The sequence below is a fragment of the Nonomuraea monospora genome (genome assembly GCF_039531895.1).
Lineage (GTDB): Bacteria > Actinomycetota > Actinomycetes > Streptosporangiales > Streptosporangiaceae > Nonomuraea > Nonomuraea monospora.
Map to the genome: position 1 here is coordinate 169,196 of NZ_BAAAQX010000026.1, position 15,378 is coordinate 184,573.

Below are 15,378 nucleotides of genomic sequence, written 5' to 3' on the forward strand. Positions count from 1 at the left end.
AACATGGAGTATCCGTTCAAGCCGAAGCTTCCGGTGTCGCACGGGGAGCCTGATTCCTGCAGCGTGGTGCGTGACCTGCTCGTATGGGATCCCGAGGCCGAGGAAACCCTTGAGGCAGCCGGATGGGATGGCACCCGCGCCGGACTGGTGAGGGCTCTCGAGTGCCTGACCACGCCTCTGTTCCGCAGTATCGCCCAGGAATGCGAGTTCATCGGGCACGTCCTGCGGGCAGGTCTCGCCTACCCGTCCGGCTCGCTGCGGGCCCGCAGAACCATGCCTGCGGTCCCTCGCCTGATCGGCCGCGAGGAGGAGTTGGCGGCGACCATGGATCGGCTCGGGCGGAACCCCGGCGGGGTCTCGGCGCTGTGCGTACGGGGCGACGCCGGGGCGGGCAAGACGATCTTCGCCCGCACCGTGGCGGGGATGCTCAGTCAGCGGGACAACCGCCCCGTTCTGGAAGTGAGCCTGCGCCCGGCGCAGACGGCGGACGACGCGCTGGTCCGGTTGCTCAGCGCTCTGGACGTGCCGGCCACGGAAATCCCAGCGGATGCCATCGAGCGGAGGAATCTCTACCACCAGAAGCTCCAGGAGGAAGATCCGATTCTTCTGCTGGAGGACGCCGCCGACGCGTCCCGCATGCGCCCGCTCCTGCCGCCGCGCGCAGGGTCGGTCATCGTGACCGGCCCCTGCGCCGGCCTCACCGATGACGAGGCGTTCGTCCTGCCGCTGAACCCGGTCGAGCCCTCACGACTCGTCCGCGCCTGGCTTGGCGATCAGAGTACGCCTCAGCACGTCGTCGAGGCCGTGAGGACGCTGTGCCAGGGTGTTCCCGCGATCATGAGGATCGTCTGCGGCCTGCTCGCGGGTCGCCCGGACCGCGAGGATCGTCTTGCGTACCTTCTGTCGCGACCTGCCGTTCCATCGCCGGCGGCCGTGTTCGCGAAGGAGCCGCCCCCGTGGTCGGCGGCGCTGAAGCTGTTGCACGAGCAGGACACGCGCCTGCTCCAGGCCGTCCACCTACTCGGCGCAGCAGGCATGGACCTGGAAGCGGTCTGCGTGTCAGCTGATGTCGGCCGCGATGCGGCCCTATCGGCCCTGGACAGGTTGACCGATCATGGTCTTCTGACGCGGATGGGCGATCGGTGGCGGGAGAACGAGCTGGTCGCCGACTTCATCCCCGCACCGTCCAGCGCCCAGCAGAGCCAGATGGCGGGCCTTCTGAACGTCCTGCAGCTCACCAGGCTACGCGCCCTGGACGACCTTCTGACGCTCTCCTCTTCGATCACGGCCGCCGCCCCTGTGCACTCGTGGGCCTTACGGACGTCGGCCGAGGAGACAGCCGTCGCTCACGCCGTCCAGAGCCTTCCCGCAGACGTCGAGCAGGTCCGGGGGAAGACTGCCCCCGACGCGACAACGGATTCGCCTGACATCCTTCGACTTCCTGACGCGGTCCTCTCGCCCGAGGCGACGGCGGAGCTGAGCACGCGCCTGGGTTCCCTCAGACTCGGCTCCCAGCAGAGCGAGCCGGTGGAGTCCGGTCCTGTTGTCGAGCCGACGGCCGCGCGCCCTCCCGACGGCCTGACGCAGATCGACGACGCGATCGCCACATCCCGCGGATCTCATCGCGGCCCGCAGGATCCGATGCGCTTCGCGTTGCGGAGCCGGTGCCATGGGTGACCTTTCGCCGGGCCATGAGCAGTCGCGCAAGGAACTCGAGAGCATCATCGCCACGCTTCCCCCGGCCTCCGGCCGGCCTGCGCTCGAGATGGGCACGGTCGGGAGCGTCGTCTCACCGGACGGCCTGCTGGCGATCGAGATCAGCATCGACTACGCCGAACCTCCCCATGTACCTGACGACGTGCGCCTGGACATCACCCTCCTCGTCCCCTCAGAGTTCCCGTTCGCCATGCCCAGAGCGGTGCTGTCCAGTCAGCACTTCGGCACGCGGGACGTCGAGGTCTGCCTGTACGAGTCGGAGGCCGACTGGGATCCGAGCGACGGGATGCACGGCTTCATGGAGCGTCTTGTCATGCGGCTCCGGCAGGCACGTGCGTCAGAGCGAACGCTCGACGCAGTGGTGCCCCGTCCCGGTGTGCCGGCGGGTGCCGACGTCGTCGTCAGTCCGGACCTGCCCGGTGACTTCCAGCGCGGTATGGCGATCATGGTGTGGCGCGGTCCCGAGCGTGTGGACGTCGTGGAGTGGCTCAGCGGCTTCTTGCCGGACGACGACCTCACCGCCCGCCTCGCCGCGTGTGAGGAACGCGAACGAGGAGCGGTATCGCTGGGACTGGTCCGCGTGCTGCGTCGGCCCTTCCCGCAACGGGCCGACACGCTCGGCGATCTGGCCCGCGCCATGTCCGGCGATGCGGCAGACCTGGCCACGTTTCGCTTGGATCTCGTCAGGATCACCCGGCTGAACGTTCGCCTGGCCAAGGAGCCGCGGACATCCGGCTCGGTCTTCGTGCTGGCCGAGGCGCCGGTCCTGACCGCTCCCGGCGCCAGGTTGCAGCTGCTGGCATGGCAGAGCCGGTGGCGTGGAGAAGCCTCCTTGTTGCGGGCGCGCTCCATGCCCGCAGCCGTTCACGACGTCCGGCCGCAAGCCTCTGTCCGCCGTGACACCGGCAGGCCGGCCGAGTGGCTGCTGAACAAGCGCGTGCTCATCCTGGGCTGCGGCGCCGTGGGCACCCGCATGGCTGAGCACTGCGCACGCGCCGGCGTGGCGAGGCTGACGCTGGCGGACTCGGGCGTGGTCACGCCCGGCATCCTGATACGCCAAACGTACGAGAACACGGATCTGGGCGAGACCAAGGCCGCTGTGCTGGCGAACCGGCTCACTCGCACGCTGCTTCCCGGGCGCACCTGCGCGATCGAGCACCGGTTCGGCGATGTGCTGGCTACGCTCCTGCGTGACGAACACGCCTGCCGGGACTTCCATCTGATCGTCAACGCAACAGCCTCCACCGCCGTGTCCAAGCGCCTCGAGTACCTCAGCCGGGACCGTGGCGCCGATTGGCCGGCGACACTCACCCTCGGGGTGTCGCACGACTGCGAGCGCGGCGTCGGAACCCTCGCCCTTCCCGGGGCTCATGGCGGCGACACCGACATCATGTACAACCTCGCGATCGATGCCTTCGCGGTGCCAGAGCTGCGGGACATCGCGGAGACCTTCTTCCCTCGCCCGGAGGAACGCCCGGTCTTCCGTCCCGATGCCGGCTGTTCCTCGACCTTCACCGGCTCGGACGTGGAGGTGGCGGCGCTGACCGGCCAGATCTTCGCCTGGGCGCTCAACAGACTTCACACCCATTCGCCGCTACGCCCCTCAGTACTGCGAAGCGCCTTCGTCGTCCGGCTCTACGGGTCCGGCGCCGGGCTCGCCGCCCAGCAGTGCCTCGAATGGCCGGACGACATCGTCAAGCAGGACAAGAACTGCGGCTTCGATGTGCGCATCCACACCCGGGCGATGGAGAGGATGCGGGCGGAGTCGCAGCGGGTTCATGCCATGGGCGGTCCGGCGTGTGAGACCGGCGGCGTGCTCATGGGCCGCATCGACACCGCGTGCAAGGTCATCTGGGTGACCCATGCGGAGATCCCACCGCCGGACAGCAAACATGGCGACCACCATTTCCTGCACGGCGTGCAGGACGTGGACCTGCGGATTTCGGCACATCGAGAGAGAACTCGCGGGCAGGTCGAGTTCGTCGGCATGTGGCACACGCACCCGGGCGCCGATCCCCGTCCCAGCCACGACGATCACGATGAGATGCGCAAATTGTTCGTCCCCACCAACCAGACCGTCCCCATGGCGCTCCTCCTCGTCCTCGGCGGCCGACCAGGTCGCTGGCACCGCTGGCTGGACGGTTCGGGCGAGCCGGAGGTGGACGCCCATGTGTACACCGCCACATGGTTCCGCGGTCCTGCTGCGCCGCGAGCGATGTAGGACAGCACGAAAGGAGACGTCCATGCAGGTGACGGACGAGCAGCTGCACGCCTGGTCACATCGGGGTGACCCGCTGCAGGCCTGGCACACCTTCACGTCGATCCAGTGGACTCTGACGAAGGGGCTGCGCGACTACGACTGCGACATCTATCCGCAGGGTTCGTACGGGAACGGCACGAACCTCGAGCACGACAGCGACGTCGACGTCGTCGTCGCGTTGCGGTCGGCCTTCTACAGCGACACCAGTGAACTCGACGAGAACGAGTTAGCCGCGTACGAGAACTGCTACACGCGAGACGATGTGACGTGGGCGGATTTCCGCGAGGTGGTGGGAGACATTCTGCAGAAGCATTATTTCTCCACCAGCGAAGGGCCGAAATGCACTGATGTGGGCAGGGGTCTGTTCAGGCTGACCGCCGATGTCCTGGTGTCCGTGAACTTCCGATATTACCAAGGGTTCGTCAGTTGCCAGAAACAGGAGTTCAAGGAAGGCGTCCGCTTCTATCACAATGCCACGGAGATCGAGAACTATCCGAAACGCCACATGGCCGCGTCCCGGCGGAAGGACAGGGAGAGCGGCGGGAGATTCAAGAAGGTCGTCCGCATCGCGAAGAACGCGAGGAACGCCGCCGTGAAGGACGACGCCTCGCGCATGGAGAAGACCACGGCCCCCTCGTACTACGTCGAGTCATTGCTCTGGAATGTGCCTACCGACGTGTACAAGAAGGATCACGTCACCTCGTACAAATGTGCGCTGACCTGGCTCGACGGACAGCGCGACCACTTCGGGTCCTTCTGGTACCCCCACGGCATGGGGAAGTTGTTCGGCGCTGTGAAGGACAAACCATGGCGGCAGGAGGACGCGGCGCTGCTCCTCGATGAGCTCATGGCTCAACTCCCCCGCGATTGATCCTGACCGACCGGCGGGTGACGCGCCCGAGATTCATCCGCATGAGAACGACACAACTCTCTCGCGCATCGTCGATCTTGTCCCGGGAGTACGCCTGCTTGAGAATCATCTGCGCGTCACGGGTCAGGATCGGCTCCTTCCACGCCTCCTTCATCTGACCGCCGGCCTGCTTCTTTGCCATGGCGACCAGTTCCTTGTAGGCGTTGCCGAGATCGACGGACTCTATGGACAACCACGCCTGGTGGAAGGCCATCCGCGCCTGCACGTCGCTGATCTTCTCCGAGAGCTCATACCTGCCCTCCTCCGACCTGGTTCGCCGGCGGATCCGGTAGGGCATCTCGGCATACTCTTCGATGGCCGCCAGCGCTTCGGCGAAGGACCTCGCCTGCCGCTCCCGTCGCGCGGTCCGCTGGTTCAGTGCGTACGTGACGGTCGCGGTGAGCACGGCACCGCCGAGGGCGATGATCGCGGCGAGCAACACCACCGTCTGCGCCCACGTCCACCCGAGGTTCTGCATCACAGACGTCATCCTGGCAACGGAGGACGCCGCTCGTCAGGAAAAGCCGGAGGCAGGCCCGCGTACACCTTCCTGGCGTTGCCCGCCAGGACCGCCGCCGCCACCTCGTCCGGCACCAGCCCCGCCACCGCGCGAGCGTTGGCGGCGACGCCCGGCACGCCCGGCCAGTCCGTGCCGAAGATCCACCGGCGGGCGAGCCGCACGAGGTCGAACCGCGCGTAGTACTCGGGCAGCCGTTTGGGCGGCAGCCCGGACAGCTCCAGCCACACGCTCTCGTGCGACAGCGCGAGGAAGGCGGCGGCGTCGTACCACCAGCCGCGCCCGCCGTGCGCGAGCACGACGTTCAGGCCGGGGAAGTCGCGCACCACGGGGATGAGGTGGCGCGGGTCGGCGTTCTCGTTGGCGGAGCCGGGGAAGGAGCTGGTGCCGCAGTGCACGACGAGGGGCACGCCGCGCTCCTCGAGCAGGTGGTAGGCGCGGTAGAGGGCGGCGTCGTCGCAGCGGAAGCCGCCGTGCACGGGGTGCAGCTTGAGTGCGGCGGCGCCGAGGCCGAGCTGGCGGCGCACCTCGTCGGCGAGGGGGAAGTGCAGGTGCGGGTTGACGTTGGCGACGGGGCGGAAGCGGGACGGGTTGTGCTCGACGATCGGCAGGAGGTCGTCGAAGGCCTGGACGCCGGTGGCCTTGGGGCTGTACTCGCAGAACAGGAGGGCGACGTCCACGCCCTGGGCGGCGAACAGCTCGTCCAGGCGGGCCGGGCGCGGCCGGCCGCCGGCGTCCCAGACGTCCTGGAGCAGGCCGGCGGGGCCGAAGTCGCGGGCCCAGCGCAGCCAGGCTGGCTTGAGGGTGCCGAGCAGGGGGACGTGGACGTGCGCGTCTATGAGCGCCATTCCGTCGATCATGGGATCACACGCGCTCCGGGTCGTAGTCGCCCTTGCGGCCGGTGCCGTAGCGGCGCAGCGCGCCGTCGGGGCCGGAGGCGTTCGGCCGGTTGAAGATCCAGTTCTGCCAGGCGGTGAGCCGGCCGAAGATCTTGGTCTCCAGGGTCTCCGGGCCGGCGAAGCGGTGGTTGGCCTCCATGCCGGTCAGCGCGTCGGGTGACAGGGAGGCGCGTTCCTCGACGGCGATGCGCAGCTCCTCCTCGAAGTCGAGGTCGTCCAGGGCCATGGTGACCAGGCCCAGCTCCGAGGCGGCGGCGGCGTCGAGCGGCTCGCCGAGCCTGGCCAGGACAGCGGCCAGCTCGGCGTCGTGGCCCCAGAAGCGGGACCGGAGGCGGGACAGGCCGTTGCCCATCGGGTGGTCGCCGTCGTTGGCGGCCGTGAGGACGACGGCGGCGGGGGTGGCGTCGTCGTCGCGGTCCTCGTAGACGCCTTCCAGCATGTACTGGCGGTCGGCGGCCAGCGCCAGCTCGGCCAGCAGCCCGGCGAAGGCGGTGCCCGGCTCGATGACGGCGATGAGGCTGCGGCTGGTGACGTCGAGCCGTTTGAGCGTGCGCTTGTAGTAGTGGCGCACCTCGGCCGCGAACCAGTCGTCCGCCGCGTGGAGCTGGGCGTCGTAGGCCAGCACCCGCCCTGCGTCGCCGGCGGTGCGCAGCAGCCAGATGCCGAGGCCGGGCTCGTTGGTCCGCAGGTGCAGGATGAGGTCGTCCAGGGCCCGGGTCATCGCCAGGGGCCAGTAGTCCGCGCCCTGGGCGGCCGGGTCGGCGGGCGGGGCGTCGTGCGGGCCTGCCACGGTGATCTCGACCTTGCGGCCGGAGCGGTCGAGCCGGGCGGACACGTACGGGTAGGTGATGGTGTCGCCCTCGTCCTTGCGGGCCAGCGGCGTCAGGCGCACGCCCCGCGCGCCGGAGGGGCGGGGCGAGGTCGCCGCCGCCTCCTCGGCGCGGCGGGCCACCTCGCGGGCGAACGAGTGGCGCGGCACGGCGGCGTCCACCAGCCCCCAGGCGGCGGCGGTGCTGCCCCGCAAGCCCTCCGCCCTGGTGGCGAACAGGTCGGCGCGGTCCTTGCGCACGTGCCGCTTGTCCACGAGGCGGGTCAGGCCGCCGGTGCCGGGCAGCACGCCGAGCAGCGGCACCTCGGGCAGCGAGACGGCCGAGGAGCCGTCGTCCACCAGGACGATCTGGTCGCAGGCCAGCGCCAGCTCGTAGCCGCCGCCGGCGGCGGTGCCGTTGAGCGCGGCGATCCAGGTCTGCCCCGAGTGCTCCGTGGCGTCCTCGATGCCGTTGCGGGTCTCGTTGGTGAACTTGCAGAAGTTCACCTTCCAGGCGTGCGAGGACCGGGCGAGCATCCGGATGTTGGCTCCCGCGCAGAACATGCGGTCGAGGCCGCCGGTCAGCACCACCGCCTTGACCTCCGGGTGCTCGAAGCGCAGCCGCTGGACGAGGTCGTACAGCTCGATGTCCACGCCGAGGTCGTAGGAGTTCAGCTTGAGCTCGTAGCCGGGCACCAGGCCGCCCTGCTCGTCCACGCGCAGGGTGACGGTGGCGACCGGGCCGTCCACCTGGAGGCTCCAGTGGCGGTAGCGGTCCGGCGAGGTGACGAAGGTGACGGTCAAGGCGCGCTCCCGAAGGTTCGACTTGATTTATGTGTAGCGTCAGGTCTTTGTAGCATTTGAGAGAATGCGCGTCACGGCGATGCCGCATGAGGAAGGGAGGGAGCGGTGACCCCGAGCGAACCGCGTCCGCAGGACAGGACGTCCGCCAGCGCCCGGTCGCTGCTGCTGACCGTTCTCGGCGAGTTCGTCATGCCCCGCCGCGGCGAGACGTGGACGGGCAGCCTGATCGAGGCCCTGTCGGCGCTCGGCGTGGAGGAGAAGTCCGCCCGGCAGGCGCTGTCGCGCACCGCGGCCGAGGGGCTGCTGCAGTCGGAGCGGCACGGCCGCAAGGTGCGGTGGAAGCTGACCGGCGCGGGCGACCGGCTGCTGCGCGAGGGCGCCGAGCGCATCTACACGTTCATGCGCGGGCCGCACGCGTGGGACGGGCGCTGGCTCGTGCTCACCGCGGGCGTGCCGGAGAGCCAGCGGCAGCTCCGGCACCGGCTGCGCACCAAGCTCACCTGGCTGGGGCTCGGCTCGCCCGCGCCCGGTCTGTGGGTGGTGCCGGACGCGTCCAAGGAGGCCGCGGTCCGCGAGGTCGTCCGCGAGCTCGACCTCGACGACAGGGCTTACGCCTGGACGGGGCCGTCGGCGGGCATCGGCGACACCACGAAGATCATCACGGCGGCATGGGACCTCGACGACGTCGAGAAGCGCTACGTGGCGTTCATCGAACGCTTCGAAGGCCTCCCCGTCCGCGCCGACCGGGAGGCGTTCGTCAGCCAGGTGCTGCTCATCCAGGAGTGGCGGCGCTTCCCGTTCCTCGACCCCGACCTGCCCGCCGAGCTGCTCGACCACGACTGGCCAGGCCCCCGGGCGGCGGCCGTCTTCCACGACCTGCACAACCGGTGGCACCGGCGGGCCCAGGCCGAGTGGGAGCGGATGGCGGAGAGCGCGGCCACGCGGCACTAGAGCAGCCCCTCTTCCGCGAGGTGCACGTAGTCGAACTCGACCGGCTGGTCGTTGATGCCGGTCTTCGGCGGGGCGATCCAGCCGGCGAACTCGCCGTACTCGTACTCGGGGACCATGAGCGAGGCCACCTGCTCGCGGTCCTCGCCGGTGGGCAGCCAGTCGCGGGCGCGGGCCTGCCAGGCGGCCTCGTCCACGACCTCGCCGTGCGGGGTGACGTGGTGGCCCGCGTACACGCCGACCTTGCGGTTGAAGCCCTCGTGCGGCAGGTACAGCCGCTCCTCCAGGCCGGCGTCCGCCAGGGCCTGGTTCCAGCGGCGCACGCCGTGGGAGCAGTCGGCCACGTACTCGTCGCGCAGGTCGAGGTTGAGCGCGCTGAGCATCGGCACGGTCCTGCTCCTGATCCGCCCGTCCCGGACGTGACGCAGCTCGCGGGTGTCCTCCAGCAGGACGTGGTCGTCCTTGCGGCGGGCCTCCATCCAGCGGCCCTTCAGCCCGGAGGTGTAGTAGTTGCCCGCGTTGGTGGACTGCTCGGAGCCGAACAGGTCGAGAGAGACGGAGAACTGGAAGTTCAGGTACTTCTGGATCACGTCCAGGGGGATCCCGCCGTACGGGAGGATGTCGGCGGTGCCGTGCCGCGCCATCAGCTCGGCCGTGCGCTCCAGGGTGCGCTGCACGCCGGTGGTGCCCACGAACATGTGGTGGGCCTCCTCCTTCAGCATGAACTGGCAGGTGCGGGCGAGCGGGTCGAAGGCCGACTCCTTCAGCGTGCCGAGCTGGTACTTGCCGTCGCGGTCGGTGAAGTAGGTGAACATGAAGAACTGCAGCCAGTCGGTGGTCTGCTCGTTGAACGCGCCGAGGATGCGCGGCGCGTCCAGATCGCCCGAGTTGCGCTTCAGCAGTTGCTCGGCCTCCTCGCGGCCCTGCCTGCCGAAGTAGGCGTGCAGCAGGTAGACCATGGCCCACAGGTGGCGGCCCTCCTCCACGTTCACCTGGAAGAGGTTGCGCAGGTCGTAGATGCTGGGCGCGGTGTTGCCGAGGACGCGCTGCTGCTCCACGCTGGCGGGCTCGGTGTCGCCCTGGATGACGATCAGCCGCATCAGGTCGGCGCGGTGCTCGCCCGGCACCTCCTGCCAGGCGGGCTCCCCCTTGTGCTTGCCGAAGCCCACCTTGCGGTCGGGGTCGCGCTCGGCCAGGAAGACGCCCCAGCGGTACTCCTCCATCGGGACGTGCTCGAAGTGCGCCCACCCGTCGCGGCCGACGGCGACCGCGGTGCGCAGGTAGACGTCCTTGGTGGGCAGGGCCGGGCCGAGCGTCTTCCACCAGTCCAGGAACTTCGGCTGCCAGCTCTCCAGCGCGCGCTGGAGGCGGCGGTCGCTCGCCAGGTCGACGTTGTTGGGGATGCGCTCGCCGTAGTCCACGCGGCTCAGCGGGCCGGTGGGGGCGGGCGCCGCACCCGTACGGGGATCAGGAGTCGTGTCCACCTCCTCAACATGCCACAGGATTCTTGCGGGACGAAAGAGCGATGTAGTGGATTGTGTCGGCTTGGCCCGGCTCTTCGCGGCGCCGGGGCGCGTTCGCGCCGCTCACCGTGGCCCGCGCGGGCGTCGCGGCCGTGCTGGTGGAGCAGGACCTGCACCTGGCCTTCCGCCTGGCGGACGAGGTGGCGGTCATGCGCAAGGGCCGGATCGTGCACCGGAGCCCGACGGCCGACCGGGCCCGCGCGGACGCCCTGCTCGGCGCCGGCTGATCGGAATTCCCTTTCGGGAGATGAGGCGGCACCGCCGTTAAGCTGATTGACTTAGATCGGCACCGTCTACGTCTCTGGAGGGCACGTGACCGTCGAGCAGGCTCCGCACTACCCGTTCGCCAACCCCACCGCGCTCGAGCCGCCACAGGAGTGGGCCGAGCTGCGCGGCGGCTGCCCGATCGCGCCCGTCAGGCTGGCGAGCGGCGACCAGGCGCTGCTGCTCACCCGCTACGACGACGTCAAGCAGGTGCTGTCCGACCCGCGCTTCACCCGGCAGCTCGACGCGCCGGACGCCGCCAGGGTGACCGCCAACGAGTCGGGCGGCGTGTTCGGCAGCGGCGGCAGCAGCATGAGCGGCGACGAGTACCGCGCCTGGCGGCAGCTCGTCGGCAAGGCGTTCACCGCCAAGCGCGTCCTGGCGATGCAGCCCAGGATCGAGGCCATGACGGTGCGGCTCGTCGAGCGGATGGTCGCCGGGGGCGCGCCCGCCGACCTGGTCAGCCAGGTGGGCTTCCCGCTGCCGGTGTGGGCGATCTGCGACCTGCTCGGGGTGCCCGACTCCGACCGGGAGAAGTTCGCGTACTGGTCGGACACCATGCTCAGCATGACCAGGTTCACCCAGGAGGAGATCGACACCGCCCAGGCCGAGTTCGACGGCTACCTCGTCGCGCTCGTCGAGGGCAAGAAGGCCGAGCCGGGCGACGACCTGATCAGCGAGCTGCTCGCGATGGTGGAGGGCCTCGACGGGCGGCTGACCGAGCAGCTCATGCTGGGCACCGCCAAGGGGCTGCTGGTGGCCGGGCACGAGACCACCGCGAACATGATCGGCAAGATGGTGTCGATGCTGCTGGCCGACCGTACGCGGTGGGAGGCGCTGCTGGCCGACCGCGCGCTGATCCGCCCGGCGGTGGAGGAGGCGCTGCGCTTCGACGCCAACCCCGGCTTCGGCATGCCGCGCTACCTCAGCGAGGAGACCGAGGTCGGCGGCGAGAAACTGCCGGGCGGCACCACCGTCATCTGCAGCATGGCCTCCGCCAACCGGGACGAGCGGCAGTTCGAGCAGGCCGGCGAGATGCGGCTGGACCGCTCGCCCAACCCGCACGTGGCCTTCGGCGTCGGCCCCCACTCCTGTCTGGGGCAGTCGCTGGCCCGCACCGAGCTGCAGACCGTGCTCAAGGTCCTGCTGGACAAGCTGCCCACGCTGGCGCTGGCCGTCCCGGCCGGCGAGCTGAAGCGCCGCGAAGGGCTGATCGTCGGCGGACTGGAGCGGGTCCCCGTCCAGTGGTGATCGGAACGCGCGTCTCGGTCCGCACCCCCACCCCCTGAACGGCCTGCACCCCCACCCCCTGACCGACCTACACCTCCACCCCCTGCGAGCGAGAACGGAGCCTGTGATGCGAGGACTGAACGGCAAGAGGATCGTCGTGGCGGGCGGAGCCACCGGCATCGGCGCCGCCACCGCCGAACGGCTGGCCGAGGAGGGCTGCCGCGTCCTGGTCGGCGACCTCAACCTCGCCGGCGCCGAGGCCACCGCCGGACGCATCGCCGCGGCCGGCGGGACCGCCGTCGCCGCCGCCTTCGACCTGGCCGACGAGGAGTCGGTGAGAGCACTGTTCGAACGGGCGGCGCAAGAGTTCGGCGGCGTGGACGGGCTGTTCAACGTGGGCGCCGACCTGTCGCCGGACACCATCGGGCGCGACGCCGACCTGTCGCGGATGGACGTGTCCGTCTGGCGGCGGACCCTGGAGGTCGACCTCATCGGCTACGCCCACACCTGCCGCACCGTCATCCCGTACCTGCTGGAGAGCGGGGGCGGGGCGATCGTCAACACCTCCTCCAGCGCCGCCTTCGTCGGCGAGCCGCTCCGGCCCGCCTACGCCGCCGCCAAGGCCGGGGTGAACGCGCTCACCCGGCACGTCGCCTCGCGGTGGGGCAAGGAGGGGATCCGCTGCAACGGGGTGTCGCCGGGGCTGGTGCTGTCGGAGACGGGGCTGGCGACGATGAGCGAGGAGTTCAAGGCCGCCGTGCTGGGGGCCATCCGCACGCCGCGCCTCGGCAAGCCGTCCGACCTGGCCGCGGCGGCCGCCTTCCTGCTGTCGGACGACGCCGCCTGGGTCAACGGACAGACCTGGTCGATCGACGGCGGCGGCTCCCTGCACGACTGACCCCCGCGCGCCGCCCCGCCCGGCAGGTCAGGCGGGTGGGGCGGTGGAGCGGCGGGCGACCAGGGTGGGGGTGACGGAGAAGCGGACGGCCGCCGACCGCCCCCCGATGCGTTCGAGCAGCAGCCGCCCCGCCGTGGTGCCCATGATGGCGCCGTCCTGGTCGACGGTGGTCAGGGAGATGTGGGCGAGGCGGCTCATGCGGGCGTTGTCGTACCCCGCGACGGAGATGTCGCCGGGCACCGTGAGCCCCGCTTCGTGGATGGCCGCGAGCACGCCGAAGGCGGCCTGGTCGGCGCCGGCGAAGATGGCGGTGGGCCGCGGGGAGCGGGCGAGGAGTTCGCGGGCCCCGTCGTAGCCGCCTTCCTCGGTGTAGGAGGTGGCCGCGATGGCGAGGTGTTCGGCCAGCCCGTGTTCGGTCATGACCTGCTCGTACGTCCTGGCTCTGATGGCTTGGAGGAGGACGGCGGAGCGGCGGGTCGCGGTGTCGCGCTGGGTGATGTGCGCGATGCGGCGGTGCCCGAGGGCGATGAGGTGTTCGACCATGAGCTGGGCGCCGAGTTCGTCGTCGTCGAGGACGCAGTCGTAGAGCGCGGACCGGTCGTGGCGGCCGAGCACGACGAGGGGCGTGTTCCTGGCGACCTCTTCGAGCTGGACGCGGGAGCAGACGGGGGCGACGGAGAGGATGCCGTCGACCTGGCGGTCCATGAGGGCGTCGATGGCGCGGCGTTCGGCGGCGGCGTCGAGGTCGCCGCTCTGCACCATGATCGCCTGGTAGCCGCTGCCGGAGATCTCGTCCGTGAGGCCGTCGACGATGTCGGAGAAGAACGGGTTGCGGATGTGCGGTAGTTGCACGCCGATGGTGAAGGTGCGCCCGCGCATGGCGCGGGCCGCGTTGTGCGGGCGGTAGCCGAGCTCGTCGATGGCGGCGCGGACCTTCTCGCGCATGGCGTCGCTGACGCCGTAGGCGTTGCGCAGCACTTTGGACACCGCCGTGGTGGACACCTGGGCATGGCGGGCCACGTCGGTGATGGTCACTCTCGCCTGCCGGCCTGATGTCGCCATGTGCCGCCTTTCCTCGGACCCCGACGTCGCCCGATTGTACGAGCCAGCGGCATCGTACGCGATGGGTAACGTTATCCAGACCTGCCATCCGAACCGGAGCAAGCCGCCTGTTGACATTGGTCACGATTGAAAACCGTTCCCCAATCGACCTCTTGACGCTCCGCTAGGTAACGCCTACGTTAACTCGCATCGGGGGACGCTTAAAACGTTTCAACGAACCCGGAGGGGCGTCGTGAACACCTCGCACCGAATGACGGGAGCGGTCCTGGCCGTTCTCGCGACAGCGGCCCTGAGCTCGTGCGGTTCGGGCTCCGGCACCGAGTCCGGCGGCGACGCCGGCACCGTCACCCTGCAGTTCCTGGTCGACAACAGCCAGGCCACGGTGGACACCGTCAAGGCGCTGTCCGACGCCTTCATGAAGGCGAACCCGACCATCAAGATCGAGACGGAGACGCGGCCGGGCGGCAGCGAGGGCGACAACATCGTCAAGACCCGGCTGTCCACGGGCGACATGTCGGACCTGTTTTGGTACAACTCCGGCTCGCTGCTGCAGGCCCTCAACCCGGCCCAGACCATGGTGGACCTGACCGGCGACCCGGTGCTGGCCAACGTACAGAAGGACTTCCTGCCCGTGGTGAGCCAGGACGGCAAGGCGTACGGCGTGCCGGGCGGCACCGCCATGGGCGGCGGCATCCTCTACAACCGCAAGGTGTACGAGCGGCTCAAGCTGGAGGTCCCGAAGACCTGGGCCGACTTCATGGCCAACAACGACAAGATCAAGGCGGCCGGCGTCGCCCCGGTGATCGGCACGTTCAAGGACACCTGGACCTCGCAGCTGTTCGTCCTCGGCGACTACTACAACGTGCAGGCCGCCGTGCCGGACTTCGCCAAGAACTACACGGCCAACCAGGCCAAGTTCGCCGGCACCCCGGCCGCCCAGGCGGGCTTCGACCACCTGGCCGAGGTGCACGCCAAGAACTACATGCAGGAGGGCTTCGGCTCGGCCACCGCCGACCAGGGCCTGAAGCTGCTGGTCGAGGGCAAGGGCGCGCACTACCCGATGCTCAGCGCGCAGCTTCCGCCGCTGGTGGCGAGCCTGCCGCAGGCCGCCACCGACGTGGGCTTCTTCGGCATCCCGGGCACCGACGCGGCCAAGAACGGCGCGACCATCTGGGAGCCGGCGGGCATCTACATCGCCAAGACGTCGGAGCACGTGGACGCCGCCAAGAAGTTCCTGGCCTTCGTCGCCTCCCCAGCGGGCGCCGAGGCGACCAACAAGGTCGTCCAGCCGGCGGGCCCGTTCCGCATCCAGGGCGCCAAGCTGCCCGACGACGCCATCCAGGTGGCCAAGGACCTCCAGGTGTACGTGGACGAGGGCCGCACGGCGCCGGCGCTGGAGTTCGTCTCCCCGGTCAAGGGCCCGTCGCTGGAGCAGATCACCGTCGCCGTCGGCTCCGGCCTGACCCCGGCCGCCGAGGGGGCCGCCCAGTACGACAAGGACGTGGAGAAGCAGGCCAAGCAGCTGGGGCTCGCGGGGTG

Annotated in this window: 13 protein-coding genes; 8 read left to right on the plus strand and 5 right to left on the minus strand. The window is 70.0% G+C overall.

What is annotated here, in order from left to right:
- The first annotated feature begins 3 nt into the window (after positions 1 to 3).
- Genes ABD331_RS39350 through ABD331_RS39360 form a run of 3 tightly spaced genes read left to right on the plus strand, consistent with a single transcriptional unit; the run spans position 4 to position 4,847 of the window.
- On the plus strand, positions 4 to 1,677 hold the full coding sequence (locus tag ABD331_RS39350) for a P-loop NTPase family protein (protein WP_344487033.1): 1,674 nt from the start codon (positions 4 to 6) through the stop codon (positions 1,675 to 1,677).
- Entirely contained in the window at positions 1,670 to 3,937 is a 2,268-nt protein-coding gene (locus ABD331_RS39355; protein ID WP_344487035.1) for a ThiF family adenylyltransferase, read from the plus strand. Before ABD331_RS39350 ends, ABD331_RS39355 begins: the two co-directional genes overlap by 8 nt.
- Positions 3,938 to 3,959: 22 nt before the next feature.
- Positions 3,960 to 4,847: a nucleotidyltransferase-like protein gene (locus tag ABD331_RS39360; RefSeq protein ID WP_344487037.1), complete on the plus strand. Its 888-nt coding sequence runs from the start codon at positions 3,960 to 3,962 to the stop codon at positions 4,845 to 4,847.
- On the opposite strand, the gene ABD331_RS39365 is transcribed toward ABD331_RS39360, so the two are convergent.
- The 3 genes from ABD331_RS39365 to boxC are packed head-to-tail and all read right to left on the minus strand — an operon-like array spanning position 4,822 to position 7,914.
- Complete coding sequence (locus ABD331_RS39365) at positions 4,822 to 5,367, minus strand: hypothetical protein (protein ID WP_344487039.1); 546 nt, start codon at positions 5,365 to 5,367, stop codon at positions 4,822 to 4,824. The two genes, ABD331_RS39360 and ABD331_RS39365, sit on opposite strands and share 26 nt — an antisense overlap.
- Before the next feature lie 5 nt (positions 5,368 to 5,372).
- Positions 5,373 to 6,251, minus strand: coding sequence for an amidohydrolase family protein (locus tag ABD331_RS39370; RefSeq protein ID WP_344487040.1), 879 nt, complete (start codon positions 6,249 to 6,251; stop codon positions 5,373 to 5,375).
- A gap of 16 nt (positions 6,252 to 6,267) precedes the next feature.
- Positions 6,268 to 7,914 (minus strand): 2,3-epoxybenzoyl-CoA dihydrolase, encoded by a 1,647-nt coding sequence (gene boxC, locus ABD331_RS39375; protein ID WP_344487041.1) that lies wholly within the window; start codon positions 7,912 to 7,914, stop codon positions 6,268 to 6,270.
- 105 nt (positions 7,915 to 8,019) lie between these two features.
- On the opposite strand from boxC, the gene ABD331_RS39380 reads away from it, so the two are divergent.
- Positions 8,020 to 8,865 carry a PaaX family transcriptional regulator gene (locus tag ABD331_RS39380; RefSeq protein WP_344487042.1) on the plus strand — a complete coding sequence of 282 codons (846 nt, stop codon included), beginning with the start codon at positions 8,020 to 8,022 and terminating at the stop codon, positions 8,863 to 8,865.
- Here ABD331_RS39380 and boxB read toward each other — a convergent pair.
- The gene (gene boxB / locus ABD331_RS39385) at positions 8,862 to 10,346 is read right to left on the minus strand and encodes a benzoyl-CoA 2,3-epoxidase subunit BoxB (RefSeq protein ID WP_344487043.1); all 1,485 of its coding nucleotides are present in this window, start codon (positions 10,344 to 10,346) and stop codon (positions 8,862 to 8,864) included. The genes ABD331_RS39380 and boxB overlap by 4 nt on opposite strands.
- Positions 10,347 to 10,399: 53 nt before the next feature.
- On the opposite strand from boxB, the gene ABD331_RS39390 reads away from it, so the two are divergent.
- The 3 genes from ABD331_RS39390 (at position 10,400) to ABD331_RS39400 (ending at position 12,777) form a co-directional block, all read left to right on the plus strand.
- Positions 10,400 to 10,612, plus strand: coding sequence for a P-loop NTPase family protein (locus tag ABD331_RS39390; protein WP_344487045.1), 213 nt, complete (start codon positions 10,400 to 10,402; stop codon positions 10,610 to 10,612).
- An 85-nt stretch (positions 10,613 to 10,697) separates the two neighbouring features.
- Entirely contained in the window at positions 10,698 to 11,900 is a 1,203-nt protein-coding gene (locus ABD331_RS39395; protein WP_344487047.1) for a cytochrome P450, read from the plus strand.
- 106 nt (positions 11,901 to 12,006) lie between these two features.
- Positions 12,007 to 12,777 (plus strand): SDR family NAD(P)-dependent oxidoreductase, encoded by a 771-nt coding sequence (locus ABD331_RS39400; protein ID WP_344487049.1) that lies wholly within the window; start codon positions 12,007 to 12,009, stop codon positions 12,775 to 12,777.
- Between the two features lie 27 nt (positions 12,778 to 12,804).
- Here the strand turns inward: ABD331_RS39400 and ABD331_RS39405 are convergent, their stop codons facing one another.
- On the minus strand, positions 12,805 to 13,839 hold the full coding sequence (locus ABD331_RS39405) for a LacI family DNA-binding transcriptional regulator (RefSeq protein WP_344487051.1): 1,035 nt from the start codon (positions 13,837 to 13,839) through the stop codon (positions 12,805 to 12,807).
- 250 nt (positions 13,840 to 14,089) lie between these two features.
- Here ABD331_RS39405 and ABD331_RS39410 point away from each other — a divergent pair.
- The coding region (locus ABD331_RS39410) for an ABC transporter substrate-binding protein (protein WP_344487053.1) at positions 14,090 to 15,378 on the plus strand (1,289 nt) is incomplete at its 3' end.